14 protein-coding genes are annotated in these 23167 nt (G+C 31.0%); 8 read left to right on the forward strand and 6 right to left on the reverse strand.

The features are described 5' to 3' along the window. Positions 1-77 precede the first annotated feature (77 nt). Positions 78-2264 carry a DNA helicase RecQ gene (recQ, locus tag K8M07_RS05450; protein WP_223376890.1) on the reverse strand — a complete coding sequence of 729 codons (2187 nt, stop codon included), beginning with the start codon at positions 2262-2264 and terminating at the stop codon, positions 78-80. 262 nt (positions 2265-2526) lie between these two features. On the opposite strand from recQ, the gene K8M07_RS05455 reads away from it, so the two are divergent. The 3 genes from K8M07_RS05455 to K8M07_RS05465 all read left to right on the forward strand — a co-directional run bounded on the left by K8M07_RS05455 (position 2527) and on the right by K8M07_RS05465 (position 8720). Beyond that, positions 2527-5448 carry an insulinase family protein gene (locus K8M07_RS05455; RefSeq protein ID WP_223376891.1) on the forward strand — a complete coding sequence of 974 codons (2922 nt, stop codon included), beginning with the start codon at positions 2527-2529 and terminating at the stop codon, positions 5446-5448. A gap of 266 nt (positions 5449-5714) precedes the next feature. Continuing rightward, positions 5715-7235 carry a YfcC family protein gene (locus K8M07_RS05460; RefSeq protein WP_223376892.1) on the forward strand — a complete coding sequence of 507 codons (1521 nt, stop codon included), beginning with the start codon at positions 5715-5717 and terminating at the stop codon, positions 7233-7235. Between the two features lie 36 nt (positions 7236-7271). Further along, the gene (locus K8M07_RS05465; protein ID WP_223376893.1) at positions 7272-8720 is read left to right on the forward strand and encodes an aminoacyl-histidine dipeptidase; all 1449 of its coding nucleotides are present in this window, start codon (positions 7272-7274) and stop codon (positions 8718-8720) included. A 42-nt stretch (positions 8721-8762) separates the two neighbouring features. Here the strand turns inward: K8M07_RS05465 and K8M07_RS05470 are convergent, their stop codons facing one another. Further along, positions 8763-9992 carry a S1C family serine protease gene (locus K8M07_RS05470; protein ID WP_223376894.1) on the reverse strand — a complete coding sequence of 410 codons (1230 nt, stop codon included), beginning with the start codon at positions 9990-9992 and terminating at the stop codon, positions 8763-8765. 212 nt (positions 9993-10204) lie between these two features. On the opposite strand from K8M07_RS05470, the gene K8M07_RS05475 reads away from it, so the two are divergent. After that, positions 10205-10867, forward strand: a complete 663-nt coding sequence (locus tag K8M07_RS05475) for a response regulator transcription factor (protein ID WP_223376895.1) — start codon at positions 10205-10207, stop codon at positions 10865-10867. Then, positions 10864-12231, forward strand: coding sequence for a sensor histidine kinase (locus K8M07_RS05480; RefSeq protein WP_223376896.1), 1368 nt, complete (start codon positions 10864-10866; stop codon positions 12229-12231). The genes K8M07_RS05475 and K8M07_RS05480 overlap by 4 nt, the downstream gene beginning before the upstream one ends. A 70-nt stretch (positions 12232-12301) precedes the next feature. On the opposite strand, the gene K8M07_RS05485 is transcribed toward K8M07_RS05480, so the two are convergent. The 4 genes from K8M07_RS05485 to trkA form a co-directional block, all read right to left on the reverse strand. Continuing rightward, complete coding sequence (locus K8M07_RS05485) at positions 12302-14488, reverse strand: DNA topoisomerase III (RefSeq protein WP_223376897.1); 2187 nt, start codon at positions 14486-14488, stop codon at positions 12302-12304. A gap of 139 nt (positions 14489-14627) precedes the next feature. Next, positions 14628-15380, reverse strand: coding sequence for an exodeoxyribonuclease III (locus K8M07_RS05490; RefSeq protein ID WP_223376898.1), 753 nt, complete (start codon positions 15378-15380; stop codon positions 14628-14630). Positions 15381-15410: 30 nt separating this feature from the next. After that, the gene (locus K8M07_RS05495) at positions 15411-16874 is read right to left on the reverse strand and encodes a TrkH family potassium uptake protein (RefSeq protein WP_223376899.1); all 1464 of its coding nucleotides are present in this window, start codon (positions 16872-16874) and stop codon (positions 15411-15413) included. Next, positions 16852-18234, reverse strand: coding sequence for a Trk system potassium transporter TrkA (trkA, locus tag K8M07_RS05500; RefSeq protein WP_223376900.1), 1383 nt, complete (start codon positions 18232-18234; stop codon positions 16852-16854). Before trkA ends, K8M07_RS05495 begins: the two co-directional genes overlap by 23 nt. Positions 18235-18548: 314 nt before the next feature. Here trkA and K8M07_RS05505 point away from each other — a divergent pair, with 314 nt between their 5' ends. The 3 genes from K8M07_RS05505 to namA all read left to right on the forward strand — a co-directional run bounded on the left by K8M07_RS05505 (position 18549) and on the right by namA (position 23159). Further along, positions 18549-19907 (forward strand): metallophosphoesterase, encoded by a 1359-nt coding sequence (locus tag K8M07_RS05505; protein ID WP_223376901.1) that lies wholly within the window; start codon positions 18549-18551, stop codon positions 19905-19907. A 597-nt stretch (positions 19908-20504) separates the two neighbouring features. Next, positions 20505-21917 (forward strand): APC family permease, encoded by a 1413-nt coding sequence (locus tag K8M07_RS05510; RefSeq protein WP_223376902.1) that lies wholly within the window; start codon positions 20505-20507, stop codon positions 21915-21917. Between the two features lie 216 nt (positions 21918-22133). Continuing rightward, positions 22134-23159 (forward strand): NADPH dehydrogenase NamA, encoded by a 1026-nt coding sequence (namA, locus tag K8M07_RS05515; RefSeq protein WP_223376903.1) that lies wholly within the window; start codon positions 22134-22136, stop codon positions 23157-23159. The last annotated feature ends 8 nt before the right edge of the window (positions 23160-23167 follow it).

The following is a 23167-nucleotide window of genomic DNA, read 5'->3' on the forward strand; positions in this document are numbered from 1 at the left end:
TTCATAGTATTAAATTATACTAAAAAACAGGTCTTAGCGCTAGCGCTCTAAGACCTGTTTTACTTTTTTGGGCTTTTCTATTTTGAAACAGCCCCTTTATTTAATCTATTCTTTATAATTGTTATTCTTATATCTTCATAAGATATATCATCAGGTAACATATCCTTTATTAGCCTAAGTCTTTGTAATCCCACTTCTTCTATGACCTTTAGTATTCTTTCTTCCTTCGTTGAATCATCTATAAAGCTAGACCAATCTATCATCTGCCCTCTTTCTATGCATTTTTCTAAATGTCTAATTATTGTACTTACAGTATACCCTCTTTTATCTGCAATTTCCTGCAACGCTAATCCTTCCAAATAGCATTCATATGTTAATTGATATCTATCTATATCATTATCTTTTATTGGATCTTTCTTCTCTATCACTTCAATATTTGAAGTATCTATTTCCTTTTCCTCACAATAGTTTCTAATAATTTCAATAAATCGTTTCCCATAGCTTTCATACTTTCTTAACCCTATACCTTTTATATTCATAAAGGATTCTTTGTCCTGTGGAAAATATGTTGCCATTTCTTTTAAGGATGAATCATGAAATATCATGAACGGAGCTAAATTCTTTTCTCGAGCCAATTCATATCTTAATTCTCTCAGTTTCTCAAATAAATCACTATTATAATTAATCTCTATATAATCTGCACTTACCTTTCTTGTTTTGGTTTTAGATTTTGATTCCAATAAATCCTTTTTATGATATACTTTTACTTCTCCTTTTAATACTCGGCCAGAAAGCGAAGTCAATTTTAAAACTGGATACTTATCTGCCGTCATATGTATATAGTCCATAGATATTAAAGTCATAATTATTTCCTTCAATACATCCTCCTTATATTCCTTCATAATGCCATAGGTAGAAATCTTGGTCAGATCCGACTGTAGAATCCTTTTATTTCTGGAACCCCTTAATACTTGAACCACTACGGTGACTCCAAATCTCTCTTTAACTCTATATATACAAGATAATATCTTCTGAGCTTCTATTGTAATATCAACCATTTCCGATTCGCTTAAACAATTGCCACAATTATTACATCTATTATCTTGTATTTCTTCACCAAAATAAGATAATATGCTGTTTCTCAGACAATCATTAGTGTTACAATAGTCTATTAAATATTGAAGATTTTCATATAACATTTTTTCTCGCTTGGACGAATAAGTACTTTTTTGAATTAGAAGTTTTTGTTTTACAATATCTCCAGGAGAATAAAAGAGTATACACTCACTGGGTTGTCCATCCCTCCCAGCTCTACCTGCCTCTTGATAATAAGCTTCCATGTTTTGTGGCATATTATAATGTATTACAAATCTAACATCTGGTTTATCTATGCCTAATCCAAAAGCATTAGTTGCAACGATTACTTGAACTCTATTATGTATAAAATTATCCTGATTTTTTTGTCTTGTATCAGCATCCATTCCGCCATGGTATCCTATAGCAGATATTCCTTTCTCTATTAGTCTTTTAGTTAAGGACTCTACTGTCTTACGTGTAGAACAATATATTATTCCTGGCTTTCCCTGAAAGTTATTGTCAAGGTAATCTCTCAAATATTTAAATCTATCATTTACTTTTACAACTTGATAAAATAGATTGGGCCTATCAAAGCCTATGACAGATACAATTGGATCCTTCAATCCTATTAAAGTCTTTATTTCTTCTACTATGACCTTGGTTGCTGTTGCCGTATATGCAGAAACTGCAGGTTCTCTATCTAAAGAATTGATAAACTTTGGAATTTCTAAATAGCTTGGCCTAAAGTCGTGTCCCCATTGGCTTATACAATGAGCTTCATCAATCGCAACCATAGAAATTTTAATATTCCTTGCTAAATTTAAAAATATATATGTATTTAACCTTTCTGGTGCTACATATATTATTTTATATTTATATTTCTTTATATTATCTAATCTAATATTTAGTTCTTTTTGACTAAGTGTACTATTTATATAGGTAGCTGGTATACCCATTTCAATGAGTGAATCTACTTGATCTTTCATAAGAGATATCAAAGGTGAAATAACTATAGTTATACCTTCCATTAAAATTGCAGGTAATTGATAGCAAAGTGACTTTCCCCCACCAGTTGGCATCACCCCTAATACATCCTTTCCATTAAGGGTACCTTTGATTAACCTTTCTTGCCCTTTTTTAAACTGATCATAGCCAAAATATTTCTTCAACGCTTTATGTACTTCCATTTTTATCTCCTTTTAATAATACTACTGCACCTATTATAACATAAATCCAATAATTAAATCATACGCACTTTGATAGACTTAATGCTTCATAACTGTTATAATTTAACTAATGGAAAACGTGATATCTTACTATATAACTAAAATTAACTTAAAGGAGGTTAAATCAATACATAAAAATAATAATTTTTTCACATAATATAATGCATATGTCTTTTTTATTTATGCTATTTTTGATATTACAATATTTTTAGGAGGTAATTTCATGGATTTCGAGATCAATAAAACTTACCATGGGTTTAATCTTGTGGATGAACGTGAAATCAAGGAAATACAATCAACAGCTAGAATTTTTCATCATGAAAAAACTGGTGCGAAACTATTGAGTTTAGAAAATGATGATAATAATAAGGTATTTTCTATAGGTTTTAGAACTCCACCATCGGATAATACAGGGGTACCTCATATAATAGAGCATTGCGTTCTATCTGGTTCTAGAAAGTATACAACTAAAGAACCCTTTATGGACATGGCAAAAGGCTCACTGCAAACATTCTTGAACGCTATGACCTTTAGTGATAAGACTTTGTTTCCCGTAGCAAGCAGAAATGAAAAGGATTTTTTTAATCTAATGGATGTATATTTAGACGCAGTACTTTATCCAAAGATTTATGAAAAACCTGAAATATTTATGCAAGAAGGTTGGCATCATGAAATATTTGATGAAAATGAGAAAATTAGATATAAAGGTGTTGTCTATAATGAAATGCAAGGCGCCTACTCATCTCCAGAAAGAATCTTAAGTGAGAATATAGATAAATCACTTTATCCAGACACCTGTTATAGATATTCTTCTGGAGGTAATCCAGATATAATACCAGAACTTACATATGAAGCATTTTTGAATTTTCACAAAAAACATTATCATCCATCCAATAGCTATATATATCTTTATGGAAACGGAGATATTAAAAAACAGCTTAAACATATAGATGAAAATTACTTGTCAAACTTCGATAAAACAGAAGTAGATTCGAATATCAAAATGCAGAAACCTTTTACATCAAAAAAGGAAGTAGTTGCCTATTATCCTATTTCTGCAGATGAATCTGAACAAAATCGTTCGTATTTAAGCCTTAACTTTGTATTGGGGAAGAACACTGACTCAGAAACTTATCTAATGACAAATATATTAGGCCAACTATTAATAGAATCTGCAGCAGCTCCCCTAAAAAAAGCATTAATAGATAATGAAATAGGTCAGGATATATTTTCAATAACCACAGGTGGATTACAGCCTGGTTTTGGAATAGTTGCAAAAAATGTATCACAAGATAAAAAAGAAGAATTTCAACAAGTAGTATTCGACACATTAAATAAAATAACAAAAGAAGGAATTGATAAGGAATTAATCAAAGCTTGTATTAATATAATTGAATATGATTTAAGAGAAGCATCAGGATTTGCTTCCAAAGGTATTACATATAATATCTTGTCCTTGGATAGCTGGCTTTATGATGGAGACCCTGTAACTCATATTCAATACGAAGACTCAATAAGTAAACTCAAATCAAAGGTTGATACTGATTACTTTGAAAAATTTATACAAGAACATATTATCAACAATCCTCATAGCTCCTTAGTTATAATAAATCCAAAAAAAGGATTAGGGGAAGAAAAAGAAAGACTTGTGGAAGAAAAATTAAATAAATATAAGAAATCTTTATCCGAAGAAGAAATTCATAGTTTAATTGATAATAATAATAAATTAAGAGAAATGCAAGTAACAGATGATTCACCAGAAGATAAATCTACAATACCAAAGCTGTCTATATCAGATGTGAATCCTAAAGCTGAAGTTATTCCTCAGGAAGTAATTAAAGAAAAAACTTTTACATTATTAAATCATGATATCTTTACAAGCAAAATTGCTTATGTAGATTTTTATTTTGACACTAGTATAATAGATAAAGAATTAATCCCATATATCAATCTATTATCAAGAATTCTTGGCGAAATAGACACAAAGAATAAACCATATTCTCAGCTATCTAATGATATCTATGTAAATACTGGCGGCATCAACTTTCAAGCCAATGCTTATGTAGAAAAAGATAATGCTGATATATATTACCCTAAGTTTATAGTTAAAGGTAAAGCCATAAGAGATAATATACCTAAATTGATGGAACTTATCTCTGAACTAATTACAGAATCAAAAATTGAAGATAAAAAAAGAATCAAAGAATTATTTCAGCAAATGAAATCAAGAATCGAAATGTCTATATTTAATAATGGCCATTCTGTAGCTGCAAGAAGGGTAGGATCATATTATACATCTTCTAGTAAATATTCTGAGCAACTACAAGGATTAGATTTCTATTGGTTTTTAAGTGATATAATTAATAACTTTGATAGCAATAGTAAAGAAATTTTATCAAACCTAAATAAGGTATATAACACAATATTTAATGTTAATAATTTGATAGTTAGTTTTACAGGAGATGCGGATGATTTCAAACTCATGAGAGATAATTTACCAGTAGTAATAGATAAACTCAATATCGATAGATTTGAACCTAAAGAATACAGTTTCACGAAAGAAAAATTAAATGAAGGTATTTTATCATCGGCCAACGTCCAATATGTATCTAAAGGATATAATTTTAAAAAGCTAGGATACAGTTATAATGGTAGTTTAGCAGTGTTATCTACTTTATTAAGTAGAGAATACCTTCACAACAAGATAAGAGCTCAAGGAGGAGCGTATGGAGCAGGTATAAATATCGATAGAACAGGTCACGTAACCACTTACTCTTATAGGGATCCTAATCTTAAGGATACTGTTAATGCATACGATAATATGGTAAATTATATAGAAAATCTGAATATGAATGATTCTGAACTTACCACTTTTATAATTGGTACAATAAGCCGTCTAGAACCAGCTATGACTCCTCACGCTAAAGGGCAAACAGCTACAAATAGATATATTTCAAATGTAACCCAAGAGGATATTCAAACGAACAGAGAAGAGGTATTAAATACTCAACTTAAGGATATTAAAAAATTTGCAACACTTCTTAAAGACACTATGGAAAAAAATTATCTATGTGTATTAGGAAATGAAAACAAGTTAAGGCAAAATAAACACTTATTCACCAATCTAGTAAAATTGAAAAAATAATTCAAACAAAAGACACTTGAAAAAAGTTCAAGTGTCTTTTGTTGTCCTAAAAATAGTTAATACATTTGATATATATGGGTAATATATGATTATAGAATTCTTAGATATCAATATTGATACATCAAACTCATAATGTTAAAATGTAAATATTACTTTCAATTTAACAATGGTATTTATCACTTCCAAATCATAGAGTTCTTTTTATATAAGGTACTGGATAAATATTTAAATTATTGCAAAAATTTACAATAAGGAGAGGATAGTATATGAACCAAAAGAAGAAAAAGGGTCTTCAGTTTCCTACAGCATTTACAGTTCTGTTTATTATTTTGATTTTAGCTGCAATATTAACTTATATTGTACCTGCAGGACTTTATACTAAATTAGAATATGATGCAGAACAAAATGCTTTCTTAATTGAAGATGATAATGGAGAAATCAGTACCCTCCCTGCTACCCAAGAAACATTAGACAGCTTAAATATTAGAATGAACGTTGAAAGTTTTTTAGATGGCAGTATTAAAAAACCTATCGCTGTCCCAGATACCTATCAACAAATAGAACAATCACCACAAGGGCTAGTTGATGTTATAATGGCTCCAATACAAGGAGTCATGGACTCAGTAGACATTATGATCTTTGTGCTTATACTTGGAGGAATAATTGGTTTAATAAATAAAACTGGTACTTTTGATGCAGCAATTGCAACTCTATCTAGAAAAACTAAAGGAAAGGAATTTTTACTAATAGTAGCAGTCTATGCATTGATTACACTAGGCGGTACCACATTTGGATTAGCTGAAGAAACTATAGCATTATATCCTGTATTGATGCCGATATTTTTAGCAACTGGATATGATCCAATAGTTTGTATAGCAGCAATATATATGGGTTCGTCTGTTGGTACCATGTTTTCAACTGTGAATCCCTTTTCAGTAGTTATAGCATCTAATGCTGCTGGAATTTCTTTTAGCGAGGGACTTACATTTCGTATTATAGGTTTAGTGTTAGCATCATTAATAACAATTGTTTACATCTATAGATATGCTAAAAAGATTAAAAGTGATTCAAAGAACTCTCTGGTATATGACGATATGAAAAGAATTGAAAATAGGTTCTTAAAAGATTATGATGCTGAAAAAGTAGTACCATTTAATTGGAGAAGAATTCTAATACTATTGGTATTCCTAGGAGCATTCCCAATAATGGTTTGGGGAGTATCTTCAGGAGACTGGTGGTTTGCAGAAATGTCAGCACTATTCTTAGCAGTGGCCTTGATAATTATGTTTTTATCGGGATTTTCAGAGAAAAATTCTGTTAATACATTTATAGAAGGTGCTGCAGATTTAGTAGGAGTAGCTCTTATCATCGGTGTTGCAAGAGGAATTAACATAGTGATGGACAATGGAATGATTTCTGATACATTACTCAACTATACATCATCAGCTGTTGAAGGTATGAGTGGTGGCCTTTTCTCCGCAGTACAAATGTTATTGTTTAGTATATTAGGATTCTTTATACCATCTTCATCAGGGCTAGCTGTATTGTCAATGCCTATAATGGCACCTTTAGCGGATACAGTTGGATTATCCAGAGAAATTGTAGTAACTGCATATAACTGGGGTCAAGGCTGGATGTCATTCATCACTCCAACAGGGTTAATTTTAGCAACTCTGGAACTAGTAGATGTAACCTATGATAAGTGGTTGAAGTTTATACTTCCATTAATGGGAATTATAGGAGCTTTTGCAATTCTAATGCTTGTATTGCAAACAGTAATAATATAAACATTATCAAAATTTAAAAATATGATGGAGGTTACTATGAACATATTAGAAGGATTAGAAGCAAAGAGAGTATTTTACTACTTTGAACAGATATCACAAATTCCTAGATGCTCCAATCACGAGAAAAAAATCAGTAACTATATTAAAAGTGTTGGAGAAAAACTAGGACTTGAAACAATTCAAGATGAATTTCTTAATGTAATAATTAGAAAACCCGCTACTACAGGATATGAAAATTCCGAAGGAATAATTATACAGGGACATATGGATATGGTATGTGAAAAGGAAGACGATATTCAGCATGATTTCACTAAGGATCCGATAGAATTGCAAATAGACGGAGACTATGTCTATGCAAATAGAACAACCTTAGGGGCAGATAACGGAATCGCTATAGCCATGGGTTTAGCCATCCTCGAAGATACTACTTTAGAACATCCTAGTATAGAATTACTAGTCACTACAGCCGAGGAAACTGAAATGGATGGAGCTTTAGGACTATCAGAAAATATATTAAGAGGAACTAAGCTTCTAAATATAGATTCAGAAGAAGAAGGGATCCTTGTAACTGGATCTGCTGGAGGAGAATTAATCGAAATAAAAATTCCTGCAGAATATGAAAAGGTATCCGACTCCATTAAAATCAACATAGAAGTTCGTGGTTTAATAGGCGGACACTCTGGTATGGAAATTGATAAACCAAGAGGTAATTCCAATAAGATTCTAAACGATATATTAAAAGCAATAAAAGACAACATGGATATTAAACTGATATCAATAATAGGAGGAACTAAAGACAATGCAATTCCAAGGCAAACCGTAGCTACAATCGCAGTAAAATCTGAAGACATTTCTAATTTTAATGAAGAATTTCAAAAAATAAAAAAGAAAACTATAGATACTTATAAAACTAAAGAACCAAAAATAGAAATTATCGCGACAAAAGATAGCTCTGCTTCACAGGTTCTAAGTAAAAATATTTTCGACTCCATTATTTTACTCATTAATAATATTCCAACAGGAGTATACACAAAAATACCTCAAAACGAGGTAGTAGTAGAAAGTTCAAGTAATTTGGCTATAATTAAAACAGAAGAAAATAATATAATCATTCAAGTATCAACTAGAAGTTCCTCTAATAGCGTATTGATTAAATTGCGTGAAAATATTTTAAAGGAAATAAATAAGACAAACGCTGAATATAGTATCGGAGGTAAATACCCAGAATGGGAACATAATCCTGAATCAAAATTAAGGGATACAGCATTAACTCTTTACAAAGAAATGTTTGGGAAAGAGATGAAATCCACAGTTATCCATGCAGGGCTTGAGTGTGGTGTATTTGCCAAAAAATATCCTGAACTCGATATCATTTCCTTTGGTCCAAATATGTACGATGTCCATACTCCACAAGAAAAATTGAGTATTTCATCCACAAAGAGAGTATATGACTATTTAATTGAATTGTTAAAGAGATTAAAATAGGTAAAACAAAAGCCTTCTATGCCTAGGCATAGAAGGCTAATTCTATTTCAATTTATTAAACTCTATTTCTACTTTTTCTTCATTGCCATTTCTTATAATTGTCAATTTAGCTTTATCTCCTTTTTTATATTTATAAAGCGATTTCTTTAACTGATTCATATTTTCAATATCTTGATCATCAATCTTTGTTATTACATCTCCATTCTTTAGATTTGCATTACTTGCCGGAGAATCTTGTGCTGTTTCAATAATAACTACTCCCTTATCTGCTGCTAAATCTATTCCCAACTGTCTTTCATATAATTCAACTTCTACACCTGTTATTCCCATAAATACAGTCTTATAATCTCCCTTTTCAATTACCTGTTTTATTATTGGTTTTACAGTATTTATAGGTATAGCAAACCCTAATCCTTCACCTGATTTGATTTTAGCTGTATTTATCCCTATTACTTCTCCTCTACTATTTACTAAAGGTCCTCCACTATTTCCAGGATTAATAGATGCATCTGTCTGGATTAAATCCTCAATAACATTTCCATCTGCATTTATAGATCTATGAAGTCCGCTGATAATTCCAGAAGTTACTGTCTTTTGAAAATCTAGTCCTAAAGGATTACCTATAGCTATAGCAGTTTCACCTACTTCTAGTTTATCTGAATCTCCTAATGTAGCAACTGGTAAATTATTTGCATCAACTTTAACCATAGCTAAATCCAATACTGCATCATGCCATAAAACCTTACCTGATTTTTCATCACCATTTTCAAACAATACCTTTAATTCCTTTGCATTGCCATTAGCAACAACATGAGCATTTGTAAGTATATAACCATTGCTATTTACTATGACCCCAGATCCTACTCCATCTACCTCCTGTTGTAATGGCCCAAATTTTTGAACTTCCACTGCAGTAATACCAACAACGCTGCTCATAGCATTTTGAGCTGCTACAGATACAGCATTTGGGTTATCATTATTTGCATCATTACCTGTTACATAAGGCTGGTTGCCCTGTTCAGAATCTGGTAAATTGCCTTCATGTAAATAATTCATCACTATAAACGAAGATATCAATCCTCCAATTAGTGATGCAATTAAAGCTACAATTAGATAAGATAAGATTCTTTTTCTTTTTGATTTTTTTCTTATGTTATTATGACTATCTTTTGAATATATAGAATTATCTTCTTCATTAACATTTTTATACTCTGTATCAATACCTTCGACTATCTCCATTGTATCTTTAGGATCTCTTCTTTCATCATCCATTTTGAAGCCTCCTTTAATATTTACCTTCATCATCATATTAATAAATGATTGTGAAAATAATATAAATAAAATATGGGTTTTTGTGAAATTATAGTACTATCTTTTTTACAATTTCACATAATTGTTTTATATGGAGTTCATGAAAGATGATATACTTTTTGATATAATTAATTATAAGAATAATATTATTTAATCTCAAGGGGTAGATATATATGAGCTTTAAAATATATTTAGTAGAAGATGACAAAAACTTGAATTTGGTTTTAACTACTTATTTAAAAAAGGAAGGATGGGAAGTATCTTCTGTTTTTACTGGTGAAGATGCACTAAATTTAGTTAATACTCCTCCTGATCTATGGATACTTGATATTATGCTACCCGATATAGATGGATACCAAATTATAAAGAAAATAAAGTCAATATCTCCAAATATTCCTGTAATCTTTATTTCAGCAAGAGATGCAGATATAGACAGAGTTTTGGGTTTGGAATTAGGTAGCGATGACTATCTATCTAAACCTTTCCTCCCAAGAGAATTGATTATTAGATCTAAAAAATTATTGGAACGTGTATACGGATCAAACTCTCAAGTCAAAGATATAGCCCCTTACGTAATAGATAAAAAGAGTAGAAGAGTTAAAATAAACAATAAATCAATTGATCTAACATCTAAAGAATTTGATCTTCTATCTTTTCTTGTAGAAAACCAAGATCAAGCATTATCAAGAGAACAAATACTTGAATATGTATGGGATGACGACTATTTTGGAACAGATAGGGTGGTGGATGATTTGATCAGAAGATTGCGTAAGAAAATGCCAAAATTAAATATTGAAACCATATATGGATATGGTTATAGGATGATTAAATCATGAAAATGAAAAATAAGCCTTTATCCGTTCAGATTTGGATTGTTTTTGCAGCTATTACGTTGTTTATATCGATAATATTGTCAATAATACTTCCAATGACTCTAAGAGATTTCTTTACTGAGGAAATATACGCTACAATTGAATCTGCTCAAAATTTAATGTTCGCTAGATATGATTTACCCTATCTTAGAGATTTTTTGGAATCTGAAGAATCGGAGGATTCAAGACAAACATTAGAAAACATTCGAACCGTTAACCATTTTTTTATTTATAATGAAAACCAAATAATGAGTTCATTACCACTTTCGGTGAAATTTGCAAATGATGTCAGAAATCAAGCACAATTACAGGAAAGTAGTAGCCAACGATATAGCGGAAACATTGGAGATGAGAAAATATTCTATGTAATAACCAAAGGTAAAACATTAAATCAAGATGTATACTTGGTTTCATATATGTGGGATTCATATAGACAGGATATGGTACAAAGTCTATTTAAAAGGTTACTCCTAGTCATGTTTTTAGTCTTTATACTTAGTTGGATACCTGCTATCTTACTTTCCAAACATTTGTCTAGACCATTAGTCAGCTTAGAAAAACGAGTTAAAAAGCTTGCAAACTATGAATGGAATGAGCCTGTAAATGTAGATAGGGAAGATGAAATAGGAAAATTAGGAGAATCAATAGACCAACTTAGAAATCAATTAATCTATCAGCAGGAAATGCAACAAACCTTCTTACAAGATATATCTCACGAATTGAAAACCCCTGTTATGGTTATTCGTAGCTTTTCACAAGCCATTAGAGATGGCATTTACCCAAAAGGAGATTTAGATTGCTCTGTAAAAGTGATTGATGATGAAGCAGAAAGGCTTGAAAAGCGCATTAAAAATCTACTATATATAACAAAATTAGATTATCTAAATACCCAGGATATTACTAATCAAAATTTCCCCTTAGATAAGCTGATTAGGGATACGGTAGAAAGACTATCTTGGAACAGAATTGATATTGATTGGCAATTAAAACTCCCTGCTACAAATATCAATGGAGATATAGAACAGTGGAGAGTAGCAATAGAAAATCTATTGGATAATCAAATGCGATATGCTAAAAATACGATTCTTATATCATTATCTACAAAGGACGACAGTAGCATTATACTTAGATTCTGGAATGATGGCCAAAGTATAGAACCTGAAATAATAGACACACTCTTTACTAAGTTTAATAAGGGAAAAGAAGGAAAATTTGGTTTAGGATTGGCGATTGTCCAAAAGATTATAACTCTTCACGATGCAAAGATCTGGGTTCAGAATGAAGAAAAAGGGGTATCCTTCTATGTGGAAATACCGAGGAACAATTGACAATAAAAATAGGGTATAAGGATAAGTTTAGGCTTGAATTATTTTCTTATTTCAAGCCTAAACTCTTGTCCTATTTCAATTTCAACTTAGAAAGAGCATCTGCTAACTCAGTATTAATTGGTTCATTGCTCATCTTCTTCTGCTTTTTCATATATTTAGCTACATCTTTTTTAGTAGCTTTGTCCTTTTGTTTTTTCTTTCTCTCATTAAATGAAGATAGTTTTTCTCTATAGCCACATTTACAGGTGAATATTCTCCCTTCCCCTTCTCCTCGCAGTTCTAATCTTTTATGGCATTTAGGGCATCTGGCATTGGTTATCTTTGAAATGTTTCTCCTATATCCACATTCTCTGTCCTGGCATACATACATCTTCCCTTTCTTACTCTTCACCTCTAACATATATTTACCACATTCAGGACATTTTGCTCCTGTTAGGTTATCGTGTCTATACTGTTTATCGCTATTTTTAATATCCTTTACAATAGTCTTAGTATAATTTCTCATCTCATTTATAAAAGATTTTCTATTAAGTTCTCCTTTGGCTATGGCTTCTAACTTCTGTTCCCATTCAGCAGTTAAAGCTGGTGATTTTAAATCCTCAGGTACTAAGTCCAATAGTTGCTTACCTTTGGAAGTAATAAATATATCCTTTCCTCTTTTTTCAATTAAAAACGTATTAAATAATTTATCAATAATATCTGCCCTTGTAGCTACAGTACCTATTCCACCTGTTTTCCCTATGGTTTTAATTAGGTCTTTGCTCTCTCCCTGCATATACTTAATAGGGTTCTCCATAGCTGATAATAGTGTACCTTCATTAAATGGTGATGGTGGATTGGTCTTACCTTGTGTCTGTTGAATGGAATTTATATTCAAAGTATCTCCTTTATTTATTACAGGTAATTTCTGCTCAGATATATCATCTTCCTTATCATCTTCATAGTTATTTGAATAGACTTCCTTCCAACCTATGTTTATAGTATTCTTACCTTTTGCAACAAAGGTTTCATCATCTATTTTAGCTTTTATGGTAGTCTGTTCATATTCAAAAAGAGGATATAGTACTGCTAAAAATCTTCTTACTACTAAATCATATATCTTTCTTTCTTTATCACTTAATTCACTTAAAAGTACCCTTTCTTCTGTTGGAATTATGGCATGGTGATCTGATACCTTGCTATTATCTACGAAGGATTTATTCCCTTTTATTGGTCTCTGTAGAACTTTAGATGCTACTTTGCTATATTGGCCAACACTACAAGCTTTAACTCTATCTTTTAATGTATCCACTACATCTGAAGAGATATATCTAGAATCAGTTCTTGGATAGGTCAATGCCTTGTGCCTTTCATATAGTCTTTGCATTATAGAAAGGGTTTCCTTTGCAGAATAGTTAAATATCTTATTTGCATCTCTTTGAAGTTCTGTTAAATCATATAGTTTAGGTGGATAACTCTTTTTATTTGTCTTTTTCACGTCTATTACTTTAGCATCTTTTCCTTTTATCTTCTTTAAAATATTATCAGCCTTAGACTTGTTAAATATTCTTGTACTGTTTGATTTTTTATCCTGCCATATCAATTTTAAATTTTTAGTAGAAGCAATAATTCCATAATAATCCTTTGGCCTGAAATTTTTAATTTCTTCTTCTCTTTTTGCAATCATAGTCAAAGTAGGTGTTTGCACTCTACCACATGATAATTGCGCATTATATTTACAAGTCAAAGCACGAGTAGCATTGATTCCTACTATCCAATCGCCCTCTGCTCTTGCTACTGCTGATTCATAAAGATTCTCATATCTTTTACCATCCTTCAAATTGTTAAAGCCATCTTTTATAGCTTTGTCTGTAACGGAAGATATCCAAAGTCTTTTTATAGGCTTGTGTACTCCTGCTTTTTCTATAACCCATCTTGCTACAAGTTCGCCTTCTCTTCCTGCGTCAGTGGCTATTACAATTTGAGATACATCTTTTCTATGCAACTGTTTTTTAACAGTATAAAATTGTTTGCTGCTTTGTTTTATAACTACGAGTTTTAAATGGGAAGGCAACATTGGCAAATCTTCAATTCTCCAATCTTTATATCTCTTATCATAATCTCCAGGCTCAGCTATAGTCACCAAATGACCTAATGCCCAAGTGACAATGTACTTATTTCCTTCTATATATCCTTTTGTTTTCTTATTACACTTTAAAATCCTTGCTATATCTCTACCTACAGAGGGCTTTTCAGCTAATACCAATGTCTTACTCATCTTAACATCCTTTCACTTATCTATATTAATAATTTATTATCTGTCTTTTACAGTTTCTATATCATATTATAGCATACAAATATATGCCATGAAAAATGCTATAATATCAATTAAAAGAGGTAGGCATAGGGGCCTACCTCTACTGTATTTCTAACACTACTGGACAATGATCGCTACCCATCACTTCTGAATGGATTTGTGAATCCTTAACTCTATTTTTAAATCTTTCTGATACTATAAAATAATCTATTCTCCATCCCACATTTCTATCTCTAGATTTTCTCATATAGGACCACCAACTATAAGCGTCTTCTTTATCTGGATAAAAATACCTAAATGTATCTATAAATCCTTGCTCTAACAAATCAGTCATCTTCTCCCTCTCTTCATCAGAAAATCCTGCATTTTTTCTATTTGAACTTGGATTTTTTAAGTCTATTTCATTATGGGCTACATTAAGATCTCCGCATAAGATTATAGGTTTATGAGAATCCAATTCTTTTAAATAATTTTTGAAATTATCTTGCCATTTCATTCTATAATCAAGCCTTACGAGTCCTCTTTGAGAATTTGGAGTATAGACATTTATTAGATAAAAATCTTGAAACTCTAGAGTTATTATCCTTCCTTCGTGGTCATCTTCCTTTATTCCTAATCCATATTTAACATTTAAAGGCTCGTCCTTAGTAAATACAGCAGTTCCTGAATATCCCTTTTTCTTAGCATAATTCCAGTATTGATAATAGCCGTCTATTTTTAAATCTATTTGTCCTTTTTGCAACTTAGTTTCTTGAACACAAAATATATCCGCATTCATTTCATTAAAGTAATCTAAAAATCCTTTCTTTACACAAGCTCTAAGGCCATTTACATTCCAAGAAATCAACTTCATATTATCCCTCCTAAAATCAACTTGTTCCAATTATCTATTTTTAGGTAAGATTTCATTTTTCCATACTTTAGGAGCAAATAATGCAATTAGAGTAAATAACTCTAATCTTCCTAGCAACATAAATAAGGATAATAAAAGCTTTGATGCATCACTAAATTGGCTATAGGTTGTAGATGGTCCCACAAATCTAAAACCAGGTCCTATATTGCCAAGAGTTGCAGCTACTGCACTTGCAGAACTTTCAAAGTCTATTCCTTCTAATGAAATAATTATTGTTCCCAAAATAAATATGATAATATACAAAACAAAAAAACTAGTTATACCTGCTACCGTTTCATCTGAAATAGATCTACCGTCAACCTTTATAGGTATAACTGCTCTAGGATGAAAAATTTTAGAAATTTCCCTTTTAACTATCTTTAATAATACTAAAATTCTAATATTTTTAATTCCACCAGCTGTAGAGCCAGCACACCCTCCAACAAACATTAATAAAAATAGAATTGCTTTACTAAAAGTAGGCCATCGATCAAAATCAACCGTAGAATAGCCTGTAGTAGTTATAATCGAACTTGTTTGAAAAAAAGAATCCCTTAGTGCTAATCCAAAGCTGTCATACATTATGGTATATATATCCAAAGCAATCAATACAACTGCAATAATTATTATACCTAAGTACTGACGTAATTCTTCGTTTTTTAGAACTTCTCTCCACTTTCCTTTAAAGAACGAATAATATAATGAAAAATTAACTCCTGAAAACATCATAAATATACCAATTACTAAATGAATATAAGTGCTATCATAAGCTCCTAAGCTAGTATTTTTTATGCCAAATCCTCCAGTGCCTACAGTTCCAAAAGTATGGAGTAAAGTATCATAAAGAGACATACCTCCTAATACCAATAATAAAATTTCTAATATAGTTATTGCTATATATGTGGTATATAAAATTTTAGCTGTATCTCTAACTCTAGGTGCAATTTTATCAGCTGTAGGTCCGGGACTCTCTACCTTAAATATTTGAAAACCTCCTATCCCCAGCATAGGTAAAATAGCAACTGTAAAAACAAGTATACCCATTCCACCTATCCAATGGGTAAAGGATCTCCAAAATAAAATTCCCTTAGGCAATATTTCCACATTATCAATTATAGTAGCTCCTGTAGTTGTAAATCCGGATACAGTTTCAAAAAAAGCATCAGTCCAAGAAGGGATAGTACCTGAAAATACAAAAGGCAATGCCCCAAATACAGATACTAAAAACCACCCAGATCCTACTATCGCCAGTCCTTCTTTTGCTTGGATATTTTCTCTATATTTAAAGCTACGACTCATAATAAAGCCCACTACAGCAGTTATAAGTATACTAATTAAAAATGAAGTCCAATCAAATCCTTCATAATGCAGCGCTACTAATAAGGAAGGTACCATTAGTGCAGATTCTATTAAGAGTAAATACCCTAATATCTTAATGACTACCCCATAATTCATTGAATATACCTCCTTTTTTAGCAGGTTGTGTCAATTTATTCAATATAGGTAAATCAGAAACTAATGAAAATATTATTATTCTATCATCTTCATGAATTACACTATTACCATCTGGTATTATAACGTCTTCTTTATGCACAATTGCTCCTATAATAATACCTTTTGGCAATCCTAATTTATATAAAGGCTTTCCAATTATAGGTGAATTCTCACTTGCTATTATTTCTGTTACCTCTCCTTCTCCCCCAAGAAGTAAAGAAACAGATACTACCCTACCACCTCTAATATACTTTAATACATTGCTAACTGTAATATTAACAGGATTTAAGGCTACATCAACATCTAATTTATCCACTACATGAACATAATTATGTCTGCTTATTTTAGCTATAGCTTTATTTATTCCTGAATTCTTTGCTACTAATGCCATTAACAAGTTTTGCTCATCATATCCGGTAGCACCTATAAATGTATCGTAAGATGCTAAATCTTCTTCCTGTAATAGATCAATATCTGTACCATCTCCATGAATAATCAAAGCACAGTTGAGTTTACTTGCTAAATATTCGCATCGATTCTTATCCTTTTCTAGTATAGTCACACTTATTCCTGACCTTTCTAGGTTTTGGGCTAAGTAATATCCAATGTTACCTCCACCTAAAATCATAACCTTTTTTGTCTTCTTTTTATTCATATTAATTCCAAGATTTTGTCCCAACCTATTTATATTTTTACTCTTCCCTATTACATAGATTACATCACCAAATTTTATCTTTGTAGAACCATTTGGAATTATTAATTCTCCTTCTCTAGATATGGCAGTGATAAGAAGTCCCTCTAGCCCTTTTAAGTCCATTATTCTCTTTCCTATAAAACTGCAATCATTTCCTATATGAAAATCAACCATAGAAACCTTACCTTTAGCAAAATCTCCAGAATAAAAATTATAAGTTTTGGATACATATCTCTCTATTTCAATAGCAGTTGTTAAATCTGGGTTGATAATATGATCAATGCCCAATTCGCTTTTTACAAAATCCAATTGTTCAATGAATTCTGGATTCCTTATTCTCGCTATGGCTTTTTTACAATGAAGTTTCTTCGATAAAGTACATATTAGAGTATTGGTCTCATCACTATCTGTAGTAGCAACAATTAAATCATAGGTTTCTATATTAAATTCTTTTAATATCGCAATTTGTATACCATTTGCTTCTACAGTTAAAACATCCAAATGATCATTTATTCTCTCTAATGTATTAGGATTTATATCCATCAAAGTTACATCAATATTTTCATTATTCATTGCTTCAGCTAATCTATATCCTAATTTACCAGCTCCTACAATCATTACCTTCATTATAATCCAATCCTCCTCTAAATTGTTATACATACTAATTATTATATCAGTTCTTAGCATAATAAAAAAGAAGAATTCATTATTATCTATACAGAATTATTATGTGCTCAGGAATAATTTGATATTGACTATTATTTTTCGCTAATAAAGTGTAAATATGCTAAATATTTATAGATAAATTTATTCGAAATTATTAAAATTAGCATTAGATTTTAACTATTTTATCACTTTAAAGCAAAATTGTGCTATAATTATATTACAGAATATTTCATTTCGCTCATACCCTACGTCTCTACAGATTGTGAGGTATTACTATGAATATTAAAATATCATTTCCAATTCTCGTATTATTTATATTTGTACTTTTTATAACTCTTATCAATGGATGTACTAGTGATTTCCCTTGCGACATAATAGATTGTAAGATTAAGTCTGGAAAAGACATTACTTTCTTCATTGCCACTGATCCACACCATTTATCTAAGAATTTATATAATAAAGGTAAAGCATTTGATTGGTTTCTCAATTCAGGTGATGGTAAACTACTTGAATACACTGATGAAATAATAGACGCTTATACTCTAGATATAAAAGTAAGACAACCAGATATACTAATTATTCCTGGTGATTTAACTTGCAATGGTGAAAAAGAAAGTCACTTTGAGATGATAGAAAAGTTAAAAACCATTGAGGCCTTAGGTATCCCTGTATTTGTAATACCAGGTAACCACGATATAAATAATCCTTGGGCAAGAAATTATGTTAATGATGAAATGATAAAAATTGATTCTATTACTGAAGAGGAATTTCTGAAATTATATAAGTCTTTTGGCTATAAAGAAGCTATATTTACGGATGATGATTCTTTAAGCTACTTAGCAGCCCCCGCTGAAGATGTATGGTTATTAATGCTTGATTCTGCTAAATATAAACACAATAATATGAGGACTTCACCAGAAATGGGCAGCTCTATCTCATCCAAAACTTTAAAATGGATAAAAAAGTGCAGTAATTTGGCCAAGGAAAACAATGCTGAAATTATAGCTATTATGCATCACAGTTTGATGAACCATAGTAATATAGTTAATGAAGATTTTACAATTGATAATAGTCAAGAAGTAATAGATACATTCCTTAAATGCAATATACAAATTGTATTGTCAGGTCATATACATCTACAAGATATAAAATGTCATTCTAATAATAATAAAACAATATATGACATTGCAACATCCTGTCTAATAGCATATCCAAATCAATATGGTATATTAGAATTTTCTCCAGATAAAGGTTATAACTATTATACTAACAGAGTTAACATGGATAGATGGGTTGAAAAAAACAACATTTCCGATAAAAATATGCTAAACTTTAAGAATTATACCAGAAATTTTTTCGAAACCCGTTCATATGATAAATACTATGAATCTTTATTAGAGATAAGTAAATTTACAGACGAAGAAATGAAAGCTATCTCACGTACTATAGCTACCCTAAACTTAAAATACTTCGCAGGATTTAGAAATCAATTCATGCATAGTATATTTAATACGAAAGGATTCCAAATCCTACAGGATACAGCTCCTTGCTCTGTTAGAAATTATATTATGAGTATGTTTAATGACCAATTTACCGACAATAACAAAATATTTATTCCTATTCAAAGGAAGTAAAACTATTATCTCAATTTCATCTACTAAATAAATTTTATATATTTTTATATTCATTTGGATAAACATAAAGTGGGTTAATAACTATTTTAAAATTACTAAATCTTATCTAAAAAATCCTTATTTAAATCAATGTAGATGAGTCTTCATCAATTTTCTGTTGAATTCTCATCTACATTATGGTATGATATAAGTGTAACAATAAATAAAGTAAATGTATTAATTAACCCTTTAATACATAAATATTCAGGTAAACGGTTTAAATCTATAGCCTATAATTGGTATAGAATCTAGTTCGTATTTGTAACTTCGAGTTGAACTATCTATTTGGATAATGGAAAGGCAGTAGTGGACAAGCTCCACAAACCTCTTATAAAATACGTCTTTAAAAAAGAAAGTCCCTTAACAATTAAATCTTCTCGAAGATTAATAACTCGATTCCAACTAAAAACTCCATATGGAACTTAATTAAATATGTTATCTATATAATACCTATTGCGATAATGTATTTATAATTATTTAATAATTTTTGAAATTCTGCGTTAGTAAATTTGTAAGGAATAAACTTTTATTGTAATAACGAAAGGAGATAAAATTTTTATGTCGAAAAATGGAAAAAAAGATTTTACAAGAGTCTTAGGTATGAAAGACGTAATGGCTTTGGCAATAGGCGCCATGATAGGATGGGGATGGATAGTATTATCTGGCACATGGATAAATACTGCAGGCTCTTTAGGTGCTATTCTTGCTTTTTTAATAGGTGGAATTATGATATTGTTTGTAGGTTTAACCTATAGCGAATTGACAGCTGCTATGCCTGAATGTGGTGGGGAACATGTTTTTAGTTATAGAGCTTTAGGACGCAATGCATCCTTTATATGTACTTGGGCTATGATATTAGGGTACATTTCAGTAGTAGCTTTTGAAGCAGTTGCTCTTCCTACGGTAGTGGAATATATTATACCTTCTTATGTTAAAGGATATCTGTATACAGTATCAGGATATGATGTACATTTAACTTGGTTATTAGTAGGAATAGTTAGTTCCATTATAATTACAATAGTAAATTACATTGGTGTTAAACCAGCTGCTTTTTTACAGAAGGTTTTAACATTAATAATTGCTAGTATTGGTATAGTATTCGTGACAGGATCCGTCTTTAGAGGAAACGTTGAAAATATACAGCCTTTATTTATTGATGCTGGAAAGGGAGTATTATCTGTAGCCATTATGACCCCATTTATGTTTGTTGGATTCGATGTTATACCTCAAGCAGCTGCAGAAATAGATATTGGTTTCAAAAAACTTGGAAGAATATTAATATTTTCAGTTATATTGGGCATTTTATGGTACATTTTAATAATTTTTGGAGTTTCTTTTGCCTTAAATCAAGCAGAAATAAGTGCTTCCGAACTGGTCTCAGCTGATGCTATGAAAAAAGTATATTTTAATAGTGATATAGCTGCAAATGTTATGATTATTGCCGGAATAGGCGGTATATTAACCAGTTGGAATTCTTTCTATATTGGTGGAAGTAGAGCTATTTATGCGATGGCTGAATCAGGAATGCTTCCAAAATTTTTAGCAAAATTACATCCTAAATATAAAACACCTACAAATGCTATTATTTTAATAGGAATAATATCCACTATATCTCCTTTTTTCGGAAAACATATGTTGAATTGGCTATCTAATGCAGGTGGATTCACCATAGTAATAGCATATTTTATGGTTGCCCTATCATTCTTAGTGCTAAGATATAAGGAACCAGATATGCCAAGGCCTTATAAGATTAAAGCAGGAAAACCTGTAGGTATAATAGCAATTCTTTTAAGTCTGGGAATGGGAGTTTTATATTTACCGGGTTCCCCTTCTGCACTAGCTTGGCCACATGAATGGATAATTTTATTGTTATGGACTTTGCTTGGTATTGTATTTTATGCATGGGCTAAATTATCATACAAAGAGAAAGCATATTCACCTAAAGTAATATTTGAAGAATCAAATAATTGATAAAATAGAATACTAACTTTAAAGGCCTCAACTCTTGAGGCCCTTTTTATTAAAAGCTTCCATAAACATTTCTATGTCATCCTCATTATTTGAAATTATTACAATTCTAAACTCCTTCAATCATAAATACTAATATTAAGTATAAAATTAGGTAGAAATTATTGTTAATAAAATTATTCTTATTTGGGTATCTATAGGTTAGGAAGGAGAAATGATATGGCAAAATTATTTGATAGTATAAAAATAAAAGATATGGAATTAAGAAATCGGGTCGTTATGCCACCTATGTGCATGTATAGTTCTGATGATAAAGGACATGTTAAAAAATTTCATTATATCCACTACGCAACCAGAGCTATGGGTGGAGTTGGACTTATTATAGTAGAAGCCACCGGAGTAGAAAAAAGAGGCAGAATAACTGATAAAGATTTAGGAATTTGGGATGACTCCCATATAGACGGTTTAACTGAAATAGTTAATACCTGCAAGGAATATGGAGCAAAAATTGGCATACAGCTAGGTCATGCTGGTAGAAAATGCGAAATTGAATCCGAAAGGATAATCGCTCCTAGCCCCATAGCATATAATGAGAAATATCAAACTCCTATTGAAATAGATAAGAATGCTATAAAGGGTGTTATAAATTCCTTTAAAAAAGGAGCTGGAAGAGCTAATGAAGCTGGATTTGATACTATAGAAATCCACGCAGCTCATGGATATCTTATAAATGAATTTTTATCCCCACTTTCCAATAAAAGAGAAGATGAATATGGTGGAACTGTGGAAAATAGAGTTAAATTCTTAAGAGAAATTGTAAGAGAAGTGAGAAAAGCATGGCCTGAAAACAAGCCGTTGATTGTAAGGATATCTGCAGAAGATTATGTGGATGAAGGAAACCACCCAGAGAATTTAGTTGAAATTATAAACTCAGTAAAAGATGAAGGCGTAGATATAATCAATGTAAGTTCTGGAGCAGTGGTACCTGCTAAGATAAATGTTTATCCAGGATATCAAGTTAAATTTGCTGAAATAATTAGAGAAAATACTGGCTTGCCTGTTATTGCTGGGGGTCTTATTTCAACACCCGAGCTAGCTGAAGAAATAATAGGAAATGAAAGAGCAGATTTGATATTCCTAGGTAGAGAACTACTTAGAAATCCATATTGGCCTTTAGAGGCTGCTCATGAATTACACCAGGATATCGATTGGCCTCAACAGTATGAAAGAAGCAAACCAAGATAAAGTAATTG

Source organism: Schnuerera sp. xch1 (assembly GCF_019931165.1).
Lineage (GTDB): Bacteria > Bacillota > Clostridia > Tissierellales > Tepidimicrobiaceae > JAIOUP01.